Raw genomic sequence first — 23,136 nt, 5'->3', positions numbered from 1 at the left:
GCGCGTACTGCGGTGGCCGCCTAGCTGTCGCTGGCGGGCCGGTTTTTCTTCGGCATCTGGATGCCGAGCGACTTGAGCTTGCGGTACAGGTGGGTCCGCTCTAGGCCGATCTTCTCGGCAACGCGGCTCATATTGCCGCCCGACAGCTCGATATGGCGCTCGAGATAGTACTTCTCGAACTGGTCGCGCGCCTCGCGCAGCGGCAGCGCGAGGTCGAGCATCGGCAGCGGCGGCGGTGCGGCCTGCGGCAGCGCGACGATGCTCTCGCCGCCCGGCGCGAACTGCGACAGGATGCGCGATACCGGCGTGAGGTCGATCTCGCCGTCGCGGCAGGTCAGCGCCAGGCTCTTGACGACGTTGGCGAGCTCGTCGAGATTGCCCGGCCAGTCCTGCTGCGCCAGCAGCTGCAGCGCGGCCTGGCTGAAGCGGCGCGGGCCGAGCTTGTTGGCGGCGACGGTTTCGGCGAGCAGCGTCTCGGCCAGCCGGGCGATGTCCTCGCGGTGGTCCTTGAGGCGCGGCACCGGTACGATCAGCTGCGACAGCGCGTTCAGCAGTTCCGGATCGAGCTGGCCGGCGAGCTGGTCGAGCGGCTTGCTCGACGCCGACACCAGCCGGACCTTCTGTTTGTCGATCTTGCCGAGCAGCGTGCGCAGGCCGGCCTGGGCGCGGCGGTCGAGATAGGCGATGTCGCGCAGGAACAGCGTGCCGCCGGCGGCCTTGTTGGCGAGTTCGAGCGGTGCGACCGCGATGTCCTCGTTCGACAGCGGCGCGACGAAGGGCTGGTTCGGTACGGCGAGGTAGCGGGCGCAGATTTCGAAGCCGACGCCGGGGGCGCCGACCAGCAGGACCGGCGAGCCCTGGCCGCGCGCGGTGTCGAGTACGCGGTTGAGTTCGCGCACGACCTCGGCGTCACCGAGGCGCGCCAGCGTCGGCAGCGGCTTGGCGGCCTCGACCGGCTGCGACAGCGCGCGCTTGACCGTTGCCAGCAGCTTTTGCAGGCCGATCGGTTTTTCGAGGAAGTCGAGCGCGCCGATCCGGGTTGCTTCGACGGCGGTGTCGATCGTCGCATGGCCCGACATCATCACGACCGGCATCGTCAGCTGGCCGTTGCGCGCCCACTCCTTCAAGAGCGTCACGCCGTCGGTGTCCGGCATCCAGATATCGAGCAGCACCAGCCGCGGCTGCGCCTGGTTGCGGAGCTTGCGTGCGGCTTCGGCGTTTTCCGCCACGGCGACGCTATAGCCTTCGTCCTGCAGAATCTCGGAGAGGAGTTCGCGAATGCCGACTTCGTCGTCGACGACCAAAATATCCTGACTACCCACTTGTTTCCTCCGTGAGCGGCAGTTCGATCTTGACGAACGCGCCGCCGCTGTCGCGGTTTCCGGCCGTGATCCGGCCGTGATGCTCTTCGATGAGCTTCTTGACGATGGCCAATCCGAGCCCCGTGCCCTTTTGCTTGGTGGTCACGTAGGGCTCGAAAATCCGCGGCAGCAAATCGCCGGGGAAGCCTGAACCGCTGTCTTCTACTGTTAACCGTACAAATTTATCGGCTTTTTCGGTTTTGACGCAAATCCGCCGGGTTTCGCTGGTCTCGATCGCATCCTGCGCGTTTTGCAGCAGGTTGTGGATGACCTGGCGCAACTGCGTCGCATCGCCCATGACGACCATCGGCTCGTGGGCATTGTCGATGCGGGTGACCGGCGCTGCCTCGTACAGTACCAGCACTTCGGCCAAGAGCTGCTGCAAGTCCAGATTTTTTTTCTTGCCGGTCGGCTTGCGCGCGTAGTCGCGGAACGCGTCGACCATCTGCTTCAGTGCGGCGACCTGCTTGACGATGGTCTGCGTATTCTTCGACAGCAGCTCGGCGCCGGCGGTGTCGAGCTTGTCGGCAAGCTTGAACTCCATCCGCTCGGCGGCGAGCTGGATCGGCGTCAGCGGGTTCTTGATCTCGTGCGCAAGCCTGCGCGCGACTTCGCCCCAGGCGGCGTCGCGCTGCGCCGACAGCAGGTCGGTGACGTCGTCGAACACGACCAGATAGCCGCTGTCCTCGTCGCCGAGCATCAGATGCGTGCCGCGGACGTTGAGCACGCGCTTCTGCTCGGCGATCTCGACCTGGCGCTGCCAGTGTTCCTCGTCGCTGGCGAAGCCGTGGGCGACCTCGTTGCAGAACCCCGCCAGTGCCGGATAGCAGTCGGGCCAGTCGGACAGCGGCGTCTGGCCGACGCGCGCCGGGTCGACGCCGAGGATGCGCAGCGCGCTCTGGTTGTTCGACGCCAGCTGCCAGTCGCGGTCGAACGAGAGCACGCCGGCCGACAGCGAGCCGAGTATCCCTTCGAGGTAGACCTTGCCGGCCGCCTGCGCCGCCTCCTGCTTCTCGAGCGTGTTGCGCGCCTCGGCGAGCTGCCGGGTCATCCGGTTGAACGACTGGGTGAGAATACCGAGCTCGTCGCGGCTGATCACCGGCTGGCGCCGGCTCAGGTCGCCCGAGGCAACCGCGCGCGTCGCCTCGGCCAGCACCGACAGCGGCGCCGAAAGCTTGTCGGACAGGTACATCGCCAGCGCCAGCGCGCCGAGCAGCGCCATCAGCAACGCCAGCGTCAGCGTCAGGCTGAAGATCAGCTTGAGCCCCTGCCTTGCCTGCGACAACTGCTTGTAGTCGGCACGCACCGTTTCGACCAGCTCGGCATCGTCGGCGAGCTGCTTGGGTACCGGCTGCATCAGCTGCAGGACGCGCGTCCGTTCGCCGAAACCGGCGCCGTGCATCGCGACCAGCGTGCGCATCATCAAACCCTGGTCGGCGGTCGATTCGATCTGCCGGACCGGCTCGCGCAGTGCGCGTTTGAGCAGCGAACGTTCGGGCAGATTGGGGAACAGCCCGGCGTTCTCGTTGCCGATGTGCGCGATCGTGTTGCCCTGTTCGTCGAACAGCGAGATTTCCTGCACGCCGATCTGCTCGCGCAGCCGGGTCAGTCTGGAAAACAGTTCCGAGCCGGTTTCGTCGTGGACGTCGAGCGAGATCACCCGCGCCTTGCGGACGAGGTCGGTCAGTTGGTAGTCGATCGCGTTGTGGCCGAGGTTGAGGCCGCGGTCGAGCGCGTTGTCGACGCGGACGTTGAACCAGTTCTCGATCGAGCGGTTGAGGAACTGCACCGACAGCGTGTAGACCAGCGTGCCCGGCAGCACCGCAACCAGCGAAAACGACAGCACCAGCCGCAAGGTCAGCCGGGAACCGAAGACCTTGGCGCGGACGCGCTTGATCAGTTGCCACAGCCGCGCGCCGACGACGGCGATCAGCCCGAACAGCAGGATGCCGTTCAGCGTCAGCAGTTCGGTGTAGTACTGCGAAAACGCCGAAGTGTTGCCGGACGCGGTCGCGAGCAGGAAGACCAGGATCGTCGCGACCGACGCGAGGATCAGCAGCAGCCGCCTCATTCGCGCGCCTCGTCGCGGCCGGGGGCGATGTCGACCCACGGTGATTCGAGCTTCCAGTCGCCCTGGCCGAGCGTCGAGAGCTGGAAGGGCTTGGGCATCTGCGACAGGTCGAGCCGCAGCCGCACCCTGCCGGCAAAATCGCTCTTGTCGTCGGCGATGGCCGAGCCGGCCAGCACGCCCCAGTCGCGAACGACGCCCAGCGCCGACAGTGCGTCGTCGAGGGAGGCAAAGCTGCGGTAGAAGCTGCCGAGATGCAGCCGGTACTGGCGGGAAATCGCGTGGTACGACAGCCGGTAGCCGAGTTCGGCGGTCGGCGAGAACCAGTCGGCGACCTGGCGGTACAGTGCGTAGCCGCGCGGCCGGGTCAGCTGGAATTCATAGACGAAGGGCAGCGAGACGCCGTTGGCCAGCGCGTTCTCGAGCGTCGGATTGAGCGAAACCGCGAAGCGCGCCGACAGCTCGATCCGGCTGTTGCCGTAGCTCGCACCGGCCGACTGCGCGCGGATGCCGCTGCCCTCGCCGAGCACGGTACCGGCGGCGAGCCAGAGCAGCAGCGCGACAACAGCGTTAAGGACGTTTGCGGAAAAGCGCGTAGTAGAAGCCATCGTGCTCGGAGGTCGGCAACAGCTGGCCGTCGGCGGGAAGGCCTTCGCTCAGCGGCAATCGCTCGGCGTCCGGATGGCGAGCGGCAAAGGCCTCGGCCTGTATGCTGTTCTCGGCCGGGAAAATCGAGCAAGTAGCATAGAGCAGTTTGCCGCCGGGGGCCAAGAGCGGCCACAGCGCATCGAGCATCTGCCGCTGTTGTTGCGAAAAAGTGACGAAGTCGTTGTAACGGCGCAACCACTTGATGTCGGGGTGGCGGCGGGCGACGCCGGTCGCCGAGCACGGTACGTCGGCGAGGATGCGGTCGAACGGTTTTCCGTCCCACCAGATCTTCGGTACCGCGGCGTCGCCGGCCTTGAGCGTGGCCTTCAGGCCGAGCCGCTCGAGGTTGTCGGCGACGCGTGCGAGCCGCTGGTTGTCGACGTCGATCGCCGTCAGCTCGAGCTCGGCGAGCTCGAGCAGATGGCCGGTCTTGCCGCCCGGCGCCGCGCACGCATCGAGCACGCGCATGCCGTCGCCGACGTCGAGCAGGCGGGCCGCATGCTGCGCGCCCCAGTCCTGCACCGAGACCTTGCCGTCGAAGAAACCCGGCAGCCTGTCGACGCCGACCGGATGGCGGACGAGGATGGCGCTGTCGTCGAGCGCACGGGCCTCGATGCCGGCGGCGGCCAGCTCGGCCAGATAGGCGTCGACGCTGCCCTGGCGGCGATTGACCCGCAAGGTCATCGGCGGATGCTGGTTGGACTGTTCCAGAACGCTGCGCCACGCGCCCGGGTAGGCCTTGCGCATCGCGGCAATCCACCAGTCGGGGTGAGACCAGTGGCCGGCATCGGTACGCCGGGCGTCCTTGATCAGCTCGTCGCGGCGCCGCAGGAAGTTGCGCAGGATCGCGTTGACGAGACCCTTGCCCTGGCCGGTACCGGTGTGCGCGGCGACTTTCACCGCGTGGTCGACGACGGTATACGGCGCGGCGCGGGTGAAGTGTAGCTGGTAGATGCCGACGAGCAGCAGGGCGCGCAGTTCGGCCTCGTGGACCGGCTTGGACAGCAGCGTGTCGAGCATCGTGTTGAGCAGGCCAAGCTGGCGCAAGGAGCCATAGCAGACGTCCTGGATTGCGCCGCGCTGTTGCGGCTTGAGCTCGGGCTCGGTACGCCAGACGTCGGCGAGCGCGTCGGTCAGCGTCTTGCCGCCGAGTACGGCGGCGAGGGTATGGGTCGCGTGTTTCTGGGTGGCGTACATGGTGCGCTCAGTAGGGCAGTTGCCCGCGCGCCATCGCCGTCAGGCGGGCGACGCGGTCGGCGGTATGCGGGTGGGTGCGGAACAGCTTGTCGATGCCGCCGCCGGAGAGCGGGTTCATGATCATCATCTGGGCGGTTTCCGGGTGCGCCTCGGCGGTGTGCATCGGAATGCCGCGCGCGTACGCCTCGATTTTCTGCAGCGCATCGGCGAGCGCCTGCGGGTCGCCGCTGATGCGCGCGCCGCCGGCGTCGGCGGCAAATTCGCGCGAGCGTGAGATCGCCATCTGGATCAGGCTGGCGGCGATCGGGGCAAGGATGGCGAGCAGGATGCCGACGATCGGGTTCATCGGCCGGCCGTCTTCGTCGCGGCCGCCGAAGAACATCACGAAGTTCGCCAGCGCCGAGATCGCGCCGGCCATCGTCGCCGAAATCGTCGAGATCAGGATGTCGCGGTGCTGGACGTGCGCCAGTTCGTGCGCCATCACGCCGCGCAGCTCGCGGTACGTCAGCACGCGCATGATGCCGGTGGTCGCGGCGACCGCGGCGTTCTCGGGGTTGCGGCCGGTCGCGAAGGCGTTCGGCTGGTCCTCGTCGATCACGTAGACCTTGGGCATCGGCAGGCCGGCGCGCTGCGCCAGTTCCTGCACCATGCCGTAGAGTTCGGGCGCGGTCCGGGCGTCGACCTGATGGGCGTTGTACATCCTCAGCACCATCTTGTCGGAGTTCCAGTACGCGAACACGTTCATCGCGCCACCGAACAGCAGCGCCAGCAGCATGCCGGTCTGCCCGCCGATGAGGCCGCCGATGAAAACGAACAGCGCCATGATGGCGGCCATCAGAATGGTCGTCTTGAGCCAGTTATTCATATGGGTCTCGCAAGGTGTTGGGCGTGAAAAGAGCGGCCACGGTTCGTCGATGACCGGCCAGCGAACCCTTGAACCCGTTTCGCACGGCTGTTGCTTCTTGCGGTCAATCGGGAGCGAATCGCGCCGCCCTAGGGGTATAGATTCGCGCCGCAGCGAAAAATTCAACCGCCCAGACGAACGCCCGCGTTCAGCGCCGTGCCGGCGAGGAAGGCGCCGGCGTCGAGCCGCTTGCCGCCGGCCTTCTGCAGCTCGGTGATCGTCAGTGCGCCGTCGCCGCAGGCGACGACGATGCCGTCGCGGCTGCTGGCGAGCACGTCGCCCGGCGCGCCCCGGCCGTCGACCGGGTGCGCGCGCCAGAGCTTGATCGCCGCGCCATCCAGCGTCGTCTGGGCCGACGGGAAGGGGTTGAACGCACGGATCATCCGGTCGAGCTCGGCCGCCGGGCGCGTCCAGTCGAGGCGCGACTCGTCCTTGCTGAGCTTTTCGGCATAGGTCACGCCATCCGGCGGCTGAACCCGGCGCCCGGCCTGCAGTGCAGGCAGGTCGGCCAGCGCGGCGACGATCGCATCGGCGCCCTGCGTGGCGAGCTTGTCGTGCAGGGTCTGGGCGTTGTCGTCGGCGGCGATCGGCGTCACGTGGATGCTGAGCATGTCGCCGGTATCGAGCCCGGCGTCCATCTGCATGATCGTGATGCCGGTCTCGGCGTCACCGGCGAGAATCGCACGCTGGATCGGCGCTGCGCCGCGCCAGCGCGGCAGCAGCGAGGCATGGATGTTGAGACAGCCCAGCCGCGGCAGGTCGAGCACCGCCTGCGGCAGGATGATCCCGTAGGCGGCGACGACCATCACGTCGACGTCGAGACCGTGCAGCGGCGCCTGCTGCTCGGGCGTGCGCAGTCTTTCCGGCTGGTAGACGGGCAGCCCGTGTTCGAGCGCGGCCTGTTTGACCGGCGACGGCGTCAGCTTCATGCCGCGCCCGGACGGCCGGTCGGGCTGGGTCAGCACCATCGCCACGTCGTGGCCGGCGGCAATCAGTGTGCGCAGGGCGCTGGCGGCAAACTCGGGCGTGCCGGCGAAAGCGATTTTCATTCGGACCGTTTTCTACAGCGTCTTGCGCTGGTTCTTTTTCAGTTTCTGGAGGATGCGGCCGAGCTTCAGCCGCGACAGTCTTTCGACGAAGACCTTGCCGTTCAGGTGGTCGAGCTCGTGCTGGACGCAGATCGCCAGCAGGCCGTCGGCGTCGAACTCGAACGCCTTGCCGTGGGCATCCTGCGCGCGCACCTTGATGCGCTCGGCGCGCTCGACTTCCTCGTAGATGCCGGGCACCGACAGGCAGCCTTCCTCGTAGGTGGTCTTGCCGTCCATCTCGACGATCTCGGGATTGATCAGCACCCGCAGCTCGTCCCTGGTTTCGGACAGGTCGATCACGACGACGCGCTGGTGCACGTCGACCTGGGTCGCGGCGAGGCCGATGCCGGGCGCCTCGTACATCGTCTGGGCCATGTCGGCGACAAACTGTTGCAAATGTTCGTCAAAAACCGTCACCGGCTTGGCGACCGTATGCAGGCGTTCATCCGGGTAGTGCAGAATATTCAGAATGGCCATGATTGCTTGCTGCTGGATAAGTAATACGCGGCGGGCCTGGCCTCTTGCTGATACATAAGCATCCCGCTCGGGATGCAAACCAACACAGAGATGAGCGCCACCATGCGTAAAACGATTATATCGCTTCTTCTGGCCTTGGGCGTCGGCGCCGCACAGGCCGATACCCTGGCGCTGCAGGGCAACGCGCCGGAGCGCTATGTCGTGGTCAAGGGCGATACGCTGTGGGGCATTTCCGGGCACTTCCTCAAACAGCCGTGGCGCTGGCCGGAAATCTGGCAGTTGAACAGGGACGAGATCAAGAACCCGCACTGGATCTACCCGGGAGACGTCGTCGTCCTCGACCGTTCCGGCGACACGCCGCGCCTGAAGCTGCTGAAGAGCGACAAGGTCGCCAACCGCGGCGTCGCCAGGCTGTCGCCGCGCGTCCGCTCGACGCCGATCGACGAGAACGGCGCTGCACCGAGCATTCCGTATGCGGCGATCGAGCCTTTCCTCAATAAGCCGCTGGTGATCGATCCGGCCAGCTTCAAGGCTGCGCCGCGTGTCGCCGCCGGCCCGGACTCGCGCGTGTTCTTCGCCGCCGGTGATCGCATCTACGCGGTCGACCTCGAGGGCGAAGCCGGCGATACCTGGCAGGCGTTCCGCCCCGGCCAGAAGCTGGTCGACCCGGATGATCCGGACGGCAAGCGCGTGATCGGCTATCAGGTCGACTACCTCGGCGACGTCCGTATGGAGAAGAGCGGTGACGTTGCGACCTTGCGCGTCGTCAGCGCCCGGGAGGAAATCGGCGTCGGCAGCCGGCTGATCCGCGCGACCGATGCGCCGTTCATCAACTATGCGCCGCACGCGCCGGCACAGCAGGTCAACGGCCGGGTGATCTCGGCCTATGGCGGCGTTGCCGAAGCGGGCCAGTACACGACGATCGTGATCAATCGCGGCAGCGAGGCCGGTGTCGATATCGGTACCGTGCTCAACAGCTACAAGCGCGAGCGGGCGATCAAGAAGGAAAGCGGCAAAGAGCCCACGCGTTATACGCCGGCGGAGAAGAGCAGCAACGTCTTCGTCTATCGCGTGTTCCCCAAGTTCAGCTACGGCCTGCTGCTCGACAGCACGCTGCCGGTCAACGTCGGCGACGACGTCAAGTCGCCGAGCTGAATGCCGCAATGAATCGACGGCCGCGCATTGCGCGGCCGTTTGCTTTCGGGTGAGTCAGGGAGTCCGCATGGCCGATGCCGATCTTGTCGACTGGCTGCGTTTTACCGCCGTACCCGGCGTCGGTACGCGGCGGCAGCTTGCGCTGCTGCGTGCGTTCGGCGATCCGGCCGGCGCGCTGGCCGCGCCCGACGAGCGCTTGCGCGAGCACCTGCCGGCCGGATTGCTGCCGGGCTGGCGCGCGGCGCTGGCCGCACCGTGCCCGGCGGTCGAGGCGACGCTGGCGTGGCTGGATACGCCGGGGACGGCGGTGGTGACGCTCGGCGACCCGGCCTACCCGACAAGGCTGCTCGATCTGCCCGATCCGCCACCGCTGCTCTATCTGCAGGGCCGAACCGGGCTGCTCGAATCGACGATGCTCGGTGTCGTCGGCAGCCGCGGCGCCACGCCGCAGGGGCTGGAGAACGCCCGGGTGTTTTCCGCGGCGCTGTCCGGCAGCGGCCTGACCATCGTCAGCGGTCTCGCCGCCGGGATCGACGCCGCTGCGCACCTCGGCGGTCTGGAAGGGCTGGGCAGCACGATCGCCGTCGTCGGCACCGGGCTCGATCGGGTCTATCCGGCGAGCAACCGGGCGCTGGCGCACCGGGTCGCCATCGACGGCCTGCTGGTGTCGGAGTTTGCGCTCGGCACACCGCCGAAGGCCGAACATTTTCCACGCCGCAACCGGCTGATCGCGGCGCTGTCGCACGGCGTGCTCGTCGTCGAGGCGGCGCTCGGCAGCGGCTCGCTGATCACCGCCGGGCAGGCGGTCGAACTCGGCCGCGAGGTGTTCGCGATCCCGGGGTCGATCCACTCGCCGCAGGCGCGCGGCTGTCACCGGCTGATCAAGGACGGCGCCAGGCTGGTCGAGTCGGCCGACGACGTGCTGGGCGAAATCGACTGGCAGGTCCGGCTGGCGCCGCCGCAACGTCCGCCCGTGCAGGCGGAGCCGGCATCGGCCGACGACGAGACGGTGCTCGGAGCGCTCGGTCACGATCCGGCCGACGTCGATACGCTGGTGGTACGAAGCGGCTTGACGGTCGAGCGGCTGTGCGCGATTCTGCTCGGCTTGGAATTGACCGGCCGTGTCGCGACCTTGCCGGGCGGCCGCTACCAGCGGCTGGCTTGAATCGCGCGGCAACGGCCCCAGATGGATTGCATGCTCGACGTTCTCGCCTACCTCTTTCAGCAGTACTACGACGCCGACGGCGAACCGGACATGTCGCAGCTGGCGCGCCGGCTGTCCGGCGCCGGCTTCGACGACGACGAAATCCGCGAAGCGCTCGCCTGGCTGTCCGAGCTGTCGCAGCTCGACGCCGGCGCCTATGCCGCACTGTCGATCGACGGGCCGCGGATGCTGCATCCGAGCGAAGCCGGCAAGCTCAGCGACGACGCCATCGTCTACTGGCACACGCTCGAGGCATCGAAGGTGTTGTCGCCGGAGGAGCGCGAGCTGGTGCTCGACCGCGTGCTGCGCGACGACGCTGGCGAAGTCGAGGCCGACCGGCTCAAGCTGATCGTGCTGATGGTCGTCTGGCGCAAACGCGACGAACTGTCTAACCTCCTGATCGAGGAGATCCTCTTCGGTCGCGACGGCGCGACGCTGCACTAAGCCTCGCTTGCCACCCCGGCACACCGGGTCTAATATCCGCCACTTTTTTGAGCATCGGCCGCCATGCCCGCCAATCTGTTGATCGTCGAGTCGCCTTCGAAGGCGAAGACGCTGCAAAAGTATCTCGGCAAGGATTTCCAGATCCTCGCTTCCTACGGTCACGTCCGCGGCCTGGTGCGCAAGGACGGCTCGGTCGACACCGAACACGACTTCAAGATGAAGTATCAGGTGATCGACAAGAACAAGAAGCACGTCGACGCGATCTGTGCGGCGGTGAAGGAGGCGGACAACGTCTACCTTGCATCCGACCCGGACCGCGAAGGCGAGGCGATCTCCTGGCACATCATGGAGATCCTCAAGGGCAAGAAGCTCCTGGACCCGGCCAAGACGTTCAAGCGCGTCGTGTTCCACGAAATCACCGAGTCGGCGGTCAAGGCCGCGATCGAGCAGCCGCGCGACATCGACAGCAACCTCGTCAACGCGCAGCAGGCACGCAGCGCGCTCGACTACCTGGTCGGCTTCAACCTGTCGCCGCTGTTGTGGCGCAAGGTCCGCTCGGGCCTGTCGGCCGGCCGCGTCCAGAGTCCGGCGCTGCGGCTGATCTGCGAGCGCGAGATCGAGATCCGCGCGTTCACCGCGCAGGAATACTGGACGATCCACCTTGACAGCCACAAGGGCCGGCAGAAGTTCGGCGCGCGGTTGTCGCAGTGGCAGGGCAAGAAGCTCGAACAGTTCGACATTCCCGACGAAGCGACGCAGGCCGACATCCTCAAGGCGCTGAGCGGTGCCGAGGCGCGTGTCGCCAAGGTCGAGAAGAAGAAGAAGTCGCGCAGCCCGGCTGCGCCGTTCACGACCTCGACGCTGCAGCAGGAAGGCGTGCGCAAGCTCGGCATGACGACCGACCGCGTCATGCGGACCGCGCAGCAGCTCTATGAAGGGATCAATCTCGGCGGCGAGACCGTCGGTCTGATCACCTATATGCGTACCGACGCAGTGGCGCTGTCGAACGAGGCACTGGCGGACATCCGCGGCTATATCGGCGACAACTTCGACAAGGACTACCTGCCGAAGGACGCCGTCGTCTACAAGAATAAGTCCAAGAACGCGCAGGAAGCGCACGAGGCGGTGCGGCCGACGTCGATCGCGCGCACGCCCGACTCGGTCAAGGCCTTCCTCAGCGCCGACCAGTTCAAGCTCTACCAGATGATCTGGAAGCGCACGCTAGCGTGCCAGATGACCCCGGCCAAGTTCGACACAGTCGGTGTCGACATCGAAGTCGGCACGCAGGCGGTGTTCCGCGCATCGGGCCAGACGTTGGTGTTCCCGGGCTTCATCGCCGTGTATCAGGAAGACCAGGACGACGTCGAGGACGACGAGGACGAAGCCCGCCTGCCGGTGCTCGAAGAGGGCGAGGCACTGCCGGTCGACAAGCTCGCCGGCGAGCAGCACTTCACCCAGCCGCCGCCGCGCTACTCCGAAGCGTCGCTGGTGAAAGCACTCGAGGAATTCGGCATCGGCCGGCCGTCGACGTACGCGTCGATCATCAAGACGCTGAAGGACCGCGAATACGTCGACCTCGACAGGAAGCGCTTCATCCCGACCGACACCGGCGAGGTGGTCAACAAGTTCCTGACCGACCACTTCACCCAGTACGTCGACTACAACTTCACCGCCAAGCTCGAAGACCAGCTCGACGAGATCTCCAACGGTTCGCGCGAATGGGTGCCGGTGCTCGACGATTTCTGGAAGCGTTTCCACGATACGGTGGTCGAGAAGCAGGGGCTGAGCCGCAAGGAAGTCACGCAGGAAGAACTCGACGAGGACTGCCCGAAGTGCGGCAACAAGCTGGCGATCCGCCTCGGCAAGCGCGGCCGTTTCATCGGCTGCACCACGTATCCGGAGTGCGACTACACCCGCAATCTGGGTGACGACGCCGATGCGGCGCCGGTCGAGCCCGAGGTCGTTCCCGACCGGACCTGCCCGAAATGCGACAGCCCGCTGCACATCAAGATGGGCCGCTACGGCAAGTTCATCGGCTGCTCGGCGTACCCCAAGTGCAAGCACATCGAACCGCTCGAGCCGCCGAAGGACACCGGCGTCGAGTGCCCGCAGTGCCACAAGGGCACGCTGAAGGAAAAGAAGAGCCGTTACGGCAAGCTGTTCTACTCGTGCAGCACCTATCCGGACTGCAACTACGCGACGTGGGATCCGCCGATCGCCGAAGCCTGCCCGCAATGCCAGTGGCCGGTGCTGACGATCAAGACGACCAAGCGGCGCGGCGTCGAGAAGAAGTGCCCGCAGAAGGAGTGCGGCTGGTCCGAAGTGATCGAGCCGCCGGCACCGAAGGAATGATGACCGAACCAGCACCCGGCCCAGGCCGGGTGTTTTTTGGCTGCGGAATCCACCATGCCCCATTCTGACCGGCCCGCCGACCTCGCGGCCGACCCTTTCGTCCGCCAGCACGCCTATTTCGACGCGTTCGACCGTGTCGTCGCGCAGTTCGCCGGTTACGAGCCGCCGGACGGCGGGGCGCTGGCCGAGGCGCTGGCCGACGCCAGCCGCGCCGATCTCGTCTGCCTGTACCGCTGCGACGAGTTCAACGCCTGGCTCGATGCGGCCTGGATGGCGCCGCAGGCGAATCTTTTCGTCGAGCCGCTGCGCCGGCTGTCGCTCGGTGACTATCCGCTGTTCGCCGATACGCTCGCCGTCGGCATGTTGCTGCAACGCTCCTTGTCGGCGCTGCCCCTGCCCGAGCAGCTGCTGCTCGGCGGCATCGGCGCCCGTCATGTCGTCACCTTGCCCTTGCTCGATCGCGGCCTGCCGTTCGGCATGCTGGCGTTTTTCGACACTCGCGACGACAGGGCGCGCTGCGCCGATGAACTGCGGCTGCTGACGATGCTCGGCCGGCAACTGGCGCAAGGACTGGTCCGCTGCGAGGTCGACGCCGAACTGCGCGCCGAACGCGACCGGCTGCAGGCGCTGGTCGGTGCGACCGACGACATGGTGTTCGAGCTGTCTGCCCAGGGACTGATCGTTCAGGCCTGGTCGAGCCATGCGGTGCTGCCGCATCCGGCGGCGCTCGAAGGGCGCCCGTATGCGCACGTGCTGCCGCCGGCGCTGGCCGGGGCACTGGCGGCGCGGCTGCCGGCCGCGCTCGCCGGTGAGGCTGCGACAATCGAATGCCGGCTCGACGACAGCGATTCGCCGATCTGGCTCGAGGGGCGCTTGCGTCCGCTCGGTGACGGCGACGTCGTCGTCCTGTTGCGCGATGTCAGCGCCGACAGGCAAAGCGCGCTGCGCCAGCAGGCGCTGGGGCAGACGCTTCAGCTGCTCGACGAAGCCGTCGTCGACCTGTCGGCCGACGGGCGGCTGCTCCGTTTCAGCGCGGCGTGGGTCCGCCTGCGCGGACTCGATCCGCGGGTGCAGGGTGACGATCTCGGCGTACCTTTCCTGCACTGGGTCCACGAGGGCGACCTCGGCGCGGTCCGAACCGGCATGGCGCGTCTGGCCAGCGAACCGCGGACCCTGCGTTTCCGGCTCTATCGCGAGAGCGGCGAGCTGGTCTGGGTCGAGGCCTGCCTGATGCCGCTGGTCGCCGAGCACGGTGCGACGATGCGCGCGGTGCTGCGCGACGTCACCGAGGTCAAGCTGAACGAGCAGCACATCAGCCAGATGGCGCTGTACGACGGGCTGACACGCTTGCCGAACCGGCTGATGCTCGACGATGCGCTGGCGCGGGCCGTCACGCGGGCGCGCGAGGCGCACGGCAAGGTCGGCCTCGGTTTTGTCGACCTTGATCACTTCAAGCAGATCAACGATGCCTTCGGCCACCGGATCGGCGACGAACTGCTCGCCAAGCTGGCGGCACGGTTCTCGGCCGTACTGCGCGACGGTGACCTGCTGGCACGCTGGGGCGGCGACGAGTTCGTCGTACTGATGCCCGACGTCGGTGCGCCGTCGCAGCTCCGGGCGATGGCCGAGCGTTTGCGCGAGGCGGCACGCGAGGTCGTCGTGCTCGACGGGCAGGAAGCGCATCCATCGATCAGCATCGGCTTCGCGGTGTTTCCCGATAACGCCGAATCGGGTGAGGAGCTGCTGTCGGCGGCCGACCACGCGATGCACCATGCCAAGCAGGCGGGGCGCAACAACGTCTGCCTGTACGGCGACGTGCTGCGGCCAAAATCACTCGGGCGCGAGCACGTGGCGATCCAGTCCCGGCTGTCGGCGGCGATCCGCGGCGAGCGGCTCGGCGTGTTCTATCAGCCGGTGGTGTCGGCCCGCAACGGCGATGTGATCGCGATCGAGGCGCTGGCGCGCTGGCAGGACGACAAGAACGGCTGGATCAGCCCCGAGCTGTTCATTCCGATGGCCGAGAAGGCCGGGCTGATCCAGGAGCTGTCCGAACGGGTGATGCAGCTTGCGTTTCCGCAGCTGCGGGCCTGGCGCGACGCCGGGCTGACGCAGAAGCTGATGCTGAACATTTCGCGCAGCCAGCTGTTCTCGCCGACCTTCGTGTCGCTGCTGGTCGACCGGCTGGTGGCGAACCGCTTGCGGCCCAGCGACGTCATCATCGAGATTACCGAATCGGTGGCGCTCAACGACCACGCGAAGCAGCTCAAGCACCTGCGCCAGCTCGCGCATGCGGGCTTCCAGATCGCCATCGACGACTTCGGCACCGGCTACTCGTCGCTGGCGCAGTTGCACGAGATGCAGGCGCAGTGGCTCAAGGTCGACCTCTCGTTCACGCGGCGCCTGCATACCGAGGCGGGGCGGCGGGTGATGCAGGCGATCGTCCAGCTCGGCCGCGGCCTGGGTTTCGACCTGGTCGTCGAGGGGGTCGAGAGCCTGGAAACCGCACGCTATCTGCAAGGGCTCGGCGTCGACTATCTGCAGGGTTTCCATTTCAGCGAGCCGGTGGCGGCCGGTGTCGCCGAGTTGTGGATGCGCCTGGGCCTGGGCAACAAGGTCTGAAAAAAAAACCGGGCATCGCCCGGTTTTTTTTCATCGCTGGATCAGCCTGCCATCGAGCCAGGGCCTGCGAGCTTGTGCAGCATCTCGTTCTGCGCCCGGCCGTTCGTCATCGTGTGTTGCACCGACTGGCCGTCGTGCTGGCAGTAGGCCGGGTGAAGCTCGATGTTCTGCCGCGGCGGGATGGCCTCGGCGCTGGCGAACGATGCTGCAGCGAGCAGGGTAGCAACGAGGGCGAGCTTGGACGATGTACGCATGATGAGAACTCCTTTGTGCCGCCGACAGCCGGCGAATCAGTGCATTCATCATATGACCGATAAATTGTGCGTTAAAGCAACTATTAACAATTTGATTATTTGGTGAGGAAAAAGGCCGCATCCTGCGGCCTTGGTGCGAGGCGGACTGCGCTCAGTGCTGCAGGATCTTCGACAGGAAGGTCTGCGCGCGTTCGCTGCGCGGGCTGCCGAAGAACTCGTCCTTGTTCGCGTCCTCGACGATCGCGCCCTGGTCCATGAAGATCACCCGGTTGGCAACTTTGCGCGCAAAGCCCATTTCATGGGTCACGCACATCATCGTCATGCCTTCGTGGGCCAGCTGCACCATCACGTCGAGCACTTCGTTGATCATTTCCGGGTCGAGCGCCGACGTCGGTTCGTCGAACAGCATCGCGATCGGGTCCATCGCCAGTGCGCGGGCGATGGCGACGCGCTGCTGCTGGCCGCCCGAGAGCTGGCCCGGGAACTTGGCGGCATGCGCCGACAGGCCGACGCGGTCGAGCAGGGCCAGGCCCTTCTTCTTCGCCTCGTCCTCCTTGCGGCCGAGTACCTTGATCTGCGCCAGTGCGAGGTTGTCGGTGATCGACAGGTGGGGGAACAGTTCGAAGTGCTGGAACACCATGCCGACGCGCGAGCGCAGCTTGGGCAGGTCGGTCTTGGGCGAGCCGACCGAGATGCCGTCGACGATGATGTCGCCGGACTGAAACGGTTCGAGGCCATTGACGCACTTGATCAGCGTCGACTTGCCCGAGCCCGACGGGCCGCAGACGACGACCACTTCGCCTTTCTGTACTTCGGTCGTGCAGTCGGTCAGGACCTGGAAGTCACCGTACCACTTGCTGACGTTCTTGAGCGAAATCATACGGTCAACCTCTTTTGCAGGCGCTTCACCAGGGTGGAGGCGCCAAAACTGATGATGAAATAAACCAGGCCGGCAAAGATCAGGAACTGGTGCAGCTCGCCGACGATGTCACCGGCCGAACGGGCGCTGTTCAGGAAGTCCATCAGGCCGACCGCGTAGACGAGCGAGGTGTCCTGGAACAGGATGATCGACTGCTGCAGCAGCAGCGGCGTCATCTTGCGGAAGGCCTGCGGCAGGATCACCAGTCGCATCGTCTGGCCGTAGGTCATCCCCAGTGCATACGCGGCGTTGACCTGGCCCTTGGAGGTCGACTGGATGCCGGCGCGGACGATTTCGCAATAATAAGCGGCTTCGAACATCATGAACGCAACCAGACACGAGTAGAACGCGCCGATCGGTTCGTTGGTGCCGGTGAGCCAGCCGATGATGAAGGGCACCACGAAGTAGAACCAGGTGATGACCAGCAGCAGCGGAATCGAGCGGAAGTAGTTGACGTAGAAGCCGGCGAGGCTCGACAGCAGCTTGTTGTGCGACAGCCGTGCCAGCGCCAGCAGGGTACCGAGCGCGATGCCGCCGATGATGGCGAGCACCAGCAGCTTCAGCGTCAGCATCATCCCCGACACCAGGCCGGGCATGGCCGTGAGCAGCGAAGTGAAATCCATCTTACTTGCCTCCCAGCGCGATCAGTCCCGGCACGCGCACGCGCTTTTCAACCCAGCGCATGAACAGCATCAGGCCCATATTGAGCACGAAGTAGATGATCGTCGCCAGCGTGAACGCCTCGAACAGGTTGGCGGTGAATTCGGCGGTCTGCTTGGTCTGCGCCAGCAGTTCCATCAGGCCGATCAGCGAAGCGACCGACGAGTTCTTGAAAATGTTCAGGAATTCGCTGGTCAGCGGCGGAATGATGATCCGGAACGCTTGCGGCAGCAGCACTTCCTTGTAGATCTGCGGTACGCGCAGGCCCAGTGCGTAGGCGGCGTTGGTCTGCCCCTTCGGCAGCGCCTGGATGCCGGTACGCACCTGTTCACAGACGCGCGCGGCGGTAAACAGGCCAAGACAGAGCACCACGCTGATGAAGGCGCTGGTTGCCGGGTGCAGGTCCTGCTTGAACCAGGTCTGCAGTCCTTCGGGCAGCAGGTCGGGCACGATGAAGTACCAGACGAACAGCTGCACCAGCAGCGGGATGTTACGGAAAATCTCGACGTAGACCGCCGCGATCTTGGGCAGGACCTTGCCCGGCAGCGTGCGCATCACGCCAAGTACGGTTCCCAGCAGCAGTGCGATCACCCAGCCGGCCAGCGACAGTGCGATCGTCCATCCGAGGCCCTTGATGAACCAGTCCAGATAGATTTCGCTGCCAATGCCGGTGGAGTGGAAAAATACGCCCCAGTCCCAGTTGTAATGCATCTTGGGGTTCCCCCTATCAAACAAGAAGCCGGCCGCAACGGACGGCCTGCTCGATTCAATCGGACAGGCCGCGTGTTGCCACGGCCGGCTTCGTTCCGGTACGACTCGCCTTACATCTGCTCGGCGGACTTGTCGGTCGGCTTGGCGATCAGTTCCTTGAGCTCGTCGCTCATCGGGAAGTTCAGGTTCAGGCCCTTGGGCGGGACCGGGCTCTGGAACCAGCGCTTGTAGATGGTGTTGATTTCGCCGGACTTGTACGTGTTGCTCAGCGCGGTGTCGACCAGCTTCTTGAACTGGGCGTCGTCCTTGCGCAGCATGCAGCCGTAGACTTCGTACGATTGCGGCTTGCCGACGATGGTCCAGTCGTTCGGTGCCTTGGCCTTGGCCATTTCACCGGCCAGCAGCGCGTCGTCCATCATGAAGGCGACGGCGCGGCCCGATTCGAGCATCAGGAACGATTCGCCATGGTCCTTGGCGCTGATGATGTTCATGCCGAGCTTCTTCTCGTCGTTCATCTTCTTGATGAGCCGCTCGGACGTGGTGCCGGCGGTGGTGACGACGTTCTTGCCGGAGAGGTCGGCGAAGTCCTTGATGCCCGAGGTCTTCTTCACCAGGAGGCGGGTACCGATTTCGAAGATGCCGACCGAGAAGGCGACCTGCTTCTGGCGTTCGAGGTTGTTGGTCGTCGAGCCGCACTCGACGTCAACCGTGCCGTTCTGGACCAGCGGAATCCGCGTCTGCGAGGTGACGAGGTTGTAGCGCACCACCAGGCTCGGCATGTTCAGTTCTTTCTTGACCGCAGCGACGATCTTCGCCGACAGGTCCATCGAGTAACCGACCGGCTTCTGGCTCGCGTCGAGATAGGAGAACGGGATCGACGAGTCGCGGTGGCCGACGGTGATGGTGCCGGTTTCCTTGATCTTTTTCAGCGTACCGGTCAGCTCTTCGGCCTGCGCGGTGGCAGCGAAGAGGGCGGACACGGCCAAACACAACGGCAGCAGTTTCTTCATGTGGGAACTCTCCATAACGTGTTTTTTCACACAAACCGAGTATAGGTGCCGCGCGGTATTGCTGCGCTTGGTGAAAACCCTAGCTTACAAGCACGGGCCGGCGCTCATGGCGTGGCATGAAAAAAGCCGCCTGAAGGCGGCTTTTTGCGGAAGTTAGCCATGCATCGGCGACAATATCTGTCGCAGAAACTGCCTGGCCCGATCGGTGCTCGGTGCGCTGAAGAACGCTTCCGGTGTCGTGTCCTCGAGGATTTCGCCCTCGGCGAGGAAGAGCACCCGGTCGGCGACCTCGCGCGCGAAGCCCATTTCGTGGGTGACGACCATCATCGTCATGCCCGATTCGGCAAGCTGCTGCATCACCGCCAGCACCTCGCCGATCATTTCCGGGTCGAGTGCCGACGTCGGTTCGTCGAACAGCATCACCTTGGGCTGCATCGCCAGCCCGCGGGCAATCGCGACGCGCTGCTGCTGTCCGCCCGACAGGTTGGCCGGGTAGGCGTCCTTCTTGTTGTCGAGGCCGACGCGAACCAGCAGCTCCATCGCCAGCTTTTCGGCCGCGTCGCGGCTCATCTTCTTGACCTGGATCGGCGCGAGCGTGATGTTGTCGATCACCGACAGATGCGGGTACAGGTTGAAGTGCTGGAACACGAAGCCGACTTCGGCGCGCAGCGTGTTGATGTCGGTCTTCGGATTGTTGACGATGATACCGCCGACAGTGATCTCGCCGTCGTTGATCGGTTCGAGCTGGTTGATCGTGCGGATCAGCGTCGACTTGCCCGAGCCGGACGGGCCGCAAACGACGACGACCTCACCCTGTTTGACCTCGAGGTTGATGTTCTTGAGCACATGGTGGTCGCGGCCGTACCACTTGTTGACGCTGGAAAATCGGATCATGGGAAGGCTGTCTGTCATGGGTTCAGTCGTTCGATTGTGAGTCCGGGCCTGCGGGCCGGGCAAGGGTATTGCGCGGGCCTGCCGATCAGTGGGCGGCGAGCAGGTTGGCGAGCGCGACGTACTGGCCGACGGTGACGTTCTCGGGGCGATCGCCCGGTGCAATGCCGGCGGCGGCGAGCTGGGCGTCGTCGGCGATGCCCTTGAGGTTGTTGCGTATCGTCTTGCGGCGCTGGGCGAATGACGTGGTGACGAGTTTTTCCAGCGCACCGAGGTCGCCAACCGGCCATGGGTTGACGTCCCACGGCATCATCCGGACCACGCTGGAATCGACCTTGGGCGGCGGGTAGAACGCGGTCGGCGGGACGTCGAGCACCTTGTCCATATTGAAACGGACCTGCAGCATCACCGAGAGCCGGCCGTAATCGGCGGTACCCGGTTCGGCGACCATCCGGTCGACGACTTCCTTCTGCAGCATGAAGTGCATGTCGGAAATCGCTGCGCCGAAGCTGGCGAGGTGAAACAGCAGCGGCGTCGAGATGTTGTACGGCAGGTTGCCGGCGAGGCGGATCGTGCCACCGGGGTTGATCTCGGCGGCGAGCGCGGCGAAATCGAACTTCAGTGCGTCGGCGTTGTGGATCACCAACTGCTCGGCCGAGAACCGGCCGGAGAGGTGGCTGACGATATCGCGGTCGATCTCGACGACGTGCAGCTTGCCGGCGCGCTGCATCAGCGGTTCGGTCAGCGCGGCGAGGCCGGGGCCGATCTCGACGACCACGTCGCCGGGACGCGGGTCGATCGCGGCGATGATGCCGTGGATGACGCCCTGGTCCTGCAGGAAATTCTGGCCGAAGCGTTTGCGTGGAATATGTGACATGGGGAAAGCCTGAAAAAGCCGCGGATCAGTCGCGGTGGCGCGCCAGCTCGGCGGCGAGGTCGATCGCCGCCTTGAGGCTGCCCGGGTCGGCGCGGCCGGTACCGGCGAGGTCGAGCGCGGTGCCGTGGTCGACCGAGGTGCGGATGACGGGCAGGCCTAGCGTGATATTGATGCCTTCGCCAAAGCTTGCGTACTTGAGAACCGGCAATCCCTGGTCGTGGTACATCGCCAGCACGGCGTCGCCCTGTTCGAGCTGCTTGCGGTTGAAGAGGGTGTCGGCCGGCAGCGGGCCGATCAGCGCCATGCCCTCGGCGCGCAGTGCGTCGAGGGTCGGGATGATCACGTCGAGCTCCTCGCGGCCGAGGTGACCCGATTCGCCGGCGTGCGGATTGAGCCCGGCGACGAGGATGCGCGGGGTCGTGATTCCGAACTTGCTCCGGAGATCGGCGTGCAGGATGCGCAGCGTTCGGCTCAGCGTGTCAACGGTGATCGCCGCAGGCACATCCTTGAGCGGCAGGTGCGTCGTCGCCAGGGCGACGCGCAGGCCGCCGCCGGTCAGCATCATCACGACCCGGCCGGTGCCGGTGCGCTCGGCCAGGTATTCGGTATGGCCGTAGAAGAACTTGCCACTGATGCCTTCGTTGATCACGCCCTTGTGCAGCGGCGCGGTGACGATGGCGTCGAACTCGCCGGCTTGCGCGCCGTCGATCGCCCGGTCGAGCAGGTCGAGCACGTAGCGGGCATTGGCCGGATCGAGCACCCCGGCGGTGCACGGCGCGGCCAGCGGCAGGTGCAGCAGCGATACCGGCGCATCGCCACCGGGGACATAGTCGGGCCAGTCGGTGCCGGCACCGACCGCTGCGGCACGCCCGGTCAGCAACTGCCGGTCGCCGAGCAGCACCAGCCGTACGCCGTCGCTGCGGCCGGCGATCGCCGCGGCGAGCTCGGGGCCGATGCCGGCGGGTTCGCCGGTCGTCAGCGCCAGCACCGGGGTGCGGTGCATCACTCGTCCTTCAGCCGGATGTCGACGTAGGCGCGGTCGCGTTGCTGGCGCAGCCAGTCCTCGTACTGTTCTTCGGCCTTGCGCTGCTTGAGTTCCTGACGCACGCGGAAGCGTTCGCGCTCCTGGGTCACGTCCTGCTGGCGGCGCTCGAGCACCTGGATCAGGTGGTAGCCGAACGGGCTGTGGACCGGCTGGCTAATCTGGTTCGGTTGCAGCGCGTTCATCGCCTGCTCGAAATCCGGCACCGTTTCACCGGGGTTGACCCAGCCGAGATCGCCGCCCTTGCTGGCGCTGGTGTCGTCGGAATAGGCGCGGGCCATGTCCTCGAACTTGGCGCCACCGTTGACGATGCGGTCGCGCAGCTGCACCAGCCTCTGCCGGGCATCGGTGTCGGAAACGAGTTCGTTGGTCTTGATCAGGATGTGGCGTGCGCGCGTCTGCGTGACGATTTCCTTCGGGTTCTGCTCGCGCTTGTCGACGAGCTTCATGATGTGGAAGCCGGCCGGACTGCGGATGATGTCGGTGCTGTCGCCCGGCTGCAGCTTGTCGAGCAGGTCGGTGAACGCCTGCGGCAGGCTGCCGGCCGGCCGCCAGCCGAGCTGGCCGCCGCTGGTTGCGTCGGGGGCGGTCGAGAATTTGGCGGCGACGGCCGAGAAGTCGGCGCCCGACGAGACTTCCTGCTTGGCGGCCTGCGCGCGCAGGCGGCGCTGCTGGATCTGGTCCGGCGACGCGTTTTCCGGTACCGAAATCAGGATGTGCTGCAGCTTGTACTCGACCTTGGTCTTGCCGGCGTTGAGCTTGAGGTAGTCATCGACCTCGCTGTCGGTGACGATGATCTTCGAGTCGATCTCGCGCTCCTTGAGCCGGCTGATCATCATTTCGCGGCGGATGTCCTCGCGGAAATTCTTCCAGCTCATTCCCTGCTTTTCCAGCGTGGCGCGAAACTGCGGCAGGCTCATCTTGTTCTGCTCGGCAATCCGGCCGATCGCCCGGTCCAGCGCCGCGTCATCGGCCTTCATCCCCATCGCGCCGGCGTACTGGACCTGGATCAGGTCGGTGATCATCCGCTCGAGCACCTGCTGCTTGAGCACGTCCTCGGGCGGCGGCTGGATCTTCTGGTTGGCGAGGTTCTGTCTGACCGAGGTGATCCGGTCGTTCAGTTCGTCCTGGGTGATCACGCCGCGGTTCACCACTGCGATCACGCGGTCGACGGTTTCGATCGCCGCGTTCGCCAGCGGCGCAAGCAGCGTCGACAGCATCACGGCAAGGCAGGTCAGGAAACGGAGCTTCATCA

General features: G+C 65.8%; 21 protein-coding genes. 5 read left to right on the top strand and 16 right to left on the bottom strand.

Going from position 1 to position 23,136, the window contains the following annotated elements:
* Window positions 1-20 precede the first annotated feature (20 nt).
* The 7 genes from BJP62_RS08910 to def form a co-directional block, all read right to left on the bottom strand.
* A complete protein-coding gene (locus BJP62_RS08910) occupies window positions 21-1,322 on the bottom strand; it encodes a sigma-54 dependent transcriptional regulator (protein ID WP_070529091.1) in 1,302 nt (433 codons plus the stop codon).
* Window positions 1,315-3,432, bottom strand: a complete 2,118-nt coding sequence (locus tag BJP62_RS08905; protein ID WP_070529089.1) for an ATP-binding protein — start codon at window positions 3,430-3,432, stop codon at window positions 1,315-1,317. Before BJP62_RS08905 ends, BJP62_RS08910 begins: the two co-directional genes overlap by 8 nt.
* The gene (locus BJP62_RS08900; RefSeq protein WP_070529087.1) at window positions 3,429-4,037 is read right to left on the bottom strand and encodes a DUF4390 domain-containing protein; all 609 of its coding nucleotides are present in this window, start codon (window positions 4,035-4,037) and stop codon (window positions 3,429-3,431) included. Before BJP62_RS08900 ends, BJP62_RS08905 begins: the two co-directional genes overlap by 4 nt.
* Window positions 4,000-5,274, bottom strand: coding sequence for a 16S rRNA (cytosine(967)-C(5))-methyltransferase RsmB (gene rsmB / locus BJP62_RS08895; protein ID WP_070529084.1), 1,275 nt, complete (start codon window positions 5,272-5,274; stop codon window positions 4,000-4,002). Before rsmB ends, BJP62_RS08900 begins: the two co-directional genes overlap by 38 nt.
* A 7-nt stretch (window positions 5,275-5,281) precedes the next feature.
* Window positions 5,282-6,139: a zinc metalloprotease HtpX gene (gene htpX / locus BJP62_RS08890; RefSeq protein ID WP_070529082.1), complete on the bottom strand. Its 858-nt coding sequence runs from the start codon at window positions 6,137-6,139 to the stop codon at window positions 5,282-5,284.
* Window positions 6,140-6,300: 161 nt separating this feature from the next.
* Window positions 6,301-7,227 (bottom strand): methionyl-tRNA formyltransferase, encoded by a 927-nt coding sequence (gene fmt, locus BJP62_RS08885; RefSeq protein WP_070529080.1) that lies wholly within the window; start codon window positions 7,225-7,227, stop codon window positions 6,301-6,303.
* A gap of 12 nt (window positions 7,228-7,239) precedes the next feature.
* Complete coding sequence (def, locus tag BJP62_RS08880) at window positions 7,240-7,743, bottom strand: peptide deformylase (protein ID WP_070529077.1); 504 nt, start codon at window positions 7,741-7,743, stop codon at window positions 7,240-7,242.
* 102 nt (window positions 7,744-7,845) lie between these two features.
* Here def and BJP62_RS08875 point away from each other — a divergent pair, with 102 nt between their 5' ends.
* The 5 genes from BJP62_RS08875 (at window position 7,846) to BJP62_RS08855 (ending at window position 15,517) form a co-directional block, all read left to right on the top strand.
* Window positions 7,846-8,898, top strand: a complete 1,053-nt coding sequence (locus BJP62_RS08875) for a LysM peptidoglycan-binding domain-containing protein (RefSeq protein WP_070532521.1) — start codon at window positions 7,846-7,848, stop codon at window positions 8,896-8,898.
* Between the two features lie 67 nt (window positions 8,899-8,965).
* The gene (dprA, locus tag BJP62_RS08870) at window positions 8,966-10,063 is read left to right on the top strand and encodes a DNA-processing protein DprA (protein ID WP_070529076.1); all 1,098 of its coding nucleotides are present in this window, start codon (window positions 8,966-8,968) and stop codon (window positions 10,061-10,063) included.
* A 30-nt stretch (window positions 10,064-10,093) separates the two neighbouring features.
* Window positions 10,094-10,546, top strand: a complete 453-nt coding sequence (locus BJP62_RS08865; RefSeq protein WP_070529074.1) for a DUF494 family protein — start codon at window positions 10,094-10,096, stop codon at window positions 10,544-10,546.
* Between the two features lie 63 nt (window positions 10,547-10,609).
* A complete protein-coding gene (topA, locus tag BJP62_RS08860) occupies window positions 10,610-12,898 on the top strand; it encodes a type I DNA topoisomerase (RefSeq protein WP_070529072.1) in 2,289 nt (762 codons plus the stop codon).
* 54 nt (window positions 12,899-12,952) lie between these two features.
* On the top strand, window positions 12,953-15,517 hold the full coding sequence (locus BJP62_RS08855; protein WP_070529068.1) for a bifunctional diguanylate cyclase/phosphodiesterase: 2,565 nt from the start codon (window positions 12,953-12,955) through the stop codon (window positions 15,515-15,517).
* Window positions 15,518-15,558: 41 nt separating this feature from the next.
* Here the strand turns inward: BJP62_RS08855 and BJP62_RS08850 are convergent, their stop codons facing one another.
* From BJP62_RS08850 to BJP62_RS08810, 9 genes are all read right to left on the bottom strand, one after another.
* Window positions 15,559-15,771 (bottom strand): hypothetical protein, encoded by a 213-nt coding sequence (locus tag BJP62_RS08850; protein WP_070529066.1) that lies wholly within the window; start codon window positions 15,769-15,771, stop codon window positions 15,559-15,561.
* A gap of 151 nt (window positions 15,772-15,922) precedes the next feature.
* Window positions 15,923-16,651, bottom strand: coding sequence for an amino acid ABC transporter ATP-binding protein (locus tag BJP62_RS08845; protein WP_070529064.1), 729 nt, complete (start codon window positions 16,649-16,651; stop codon window positions 15,923-15,925).
* Entirely contained in the window at window positions 16,648-17,313 is a 666-nt protein-coding gene (locus BJP62_RS08840; RefSeq protein WP_070529061.1) for an amino acid ABC transporter permease, read from the bottom strand. Before BJP62_RS08840 ends, BJP62_RS08845 begins: the two co-directional genes overlap by 4 nt.
* A 1-nt stretch (window position 17,314) precedes the next feature.
* Window positions 17,315-18,061 carry an amino acid ABC transporter permease gene (locus tag BJP62_RS08835; RefSeq protein ID WP_070529059.1) on the bottom strand — a complete coding sequence of 249 codons (747 nt, stop codon included), beginning with the start codon at window positions 18,059-18,061 and terminating at the stop codon, window positions 17,315-17,317.
* A 110-nt stretch (window positions 18,062-18,171) separates the two neighbouring features.
* Window positions 18,172-19,071, bottom strand: a complete 900-nt coding sequence (locus BJP62_RS08830) for a glutamate/aspartate ABC transporter substrate-binding protein (protein ID WP_070529056.1) — start codon at window positions 19,069-19,071, stop codon at window positions 18,172-18,174.
* Between the two features lie 153 nt (window positions 19,072-19,224).
* Window positions 19,225-19,965 (bottom strand): amino acid ABC transporter ATP-binding protein, encoded by a 741-nt coding sequence (locus BJP62_RS08825; RefSeq protein WP_070529054.1) that lies wholly within the window; start codon window positions 19,963-19,965, stop codon window positions 19,225-19,227.
* Window positions 19,966-20,050: 85 nt separating this feature from the next.
* The gene (gene rsmA / locus BJP62_RS08820) at window positions 20,051-20,839 is read right to left on the bottom strand and encodes a 16S rRNA (adenine(1518)-N(6)/adenine(1519)-N(6))-dimethyltransferase RsmA (RefSeq protein ID WP_070529052.1); all 789 of its coding nucleotides are present in this window, start codon (window positions 20,837-20,839) and stop codon (window positions 20,051-20,053) included.
* 25 nt (window positions 20,840-20,864) lie between these two features.
* Window positions 20,865-21,842, bottom strand: a complete 978-nt coding sequence (pdxA, locus tag BJP62_RS08815) for a 4-hydroxythreonine-4-phosphate dehydrogenase PdxA (protein WP_070529049.1) — start codon at window positions 21,840-21,842, stop codon at window positions 20,865-20,867.
* The gene (locus BJP62_RS08810; RefSeq protein ID WP_205700992.1) at window positions 21,842-23,134 is read right to left on the bottom strand and encodes a peptidylprolyl isomerase; all 1,293 of its coding nucleotides are present in this window, start codon (window positions 23,132-23,134) and stop codon (window positions 21,842-21,844) included. The genes pdxA and BJP62_RS08810 overlap by 1 nt, the downstream gene beginning before the upstream one ends.
* Window positions 23,135-23,136: the final 2 nt, after the last annotated feature.

Origin of the sequence: Jeongeupia sp. USM3, from assembly GCF_001808185.1 — a bacterium.
Classification (GTDB): Bacteria; Pseudomonadota; Gammaproteobacteria; order Burkholderiales; family Chitinibacteraceae; genus Jeongeupia.
Note: the sequence above shows the minus strand (reverse complement) of the source record. Positions and strands in the feature narration are given on the sequence as shown.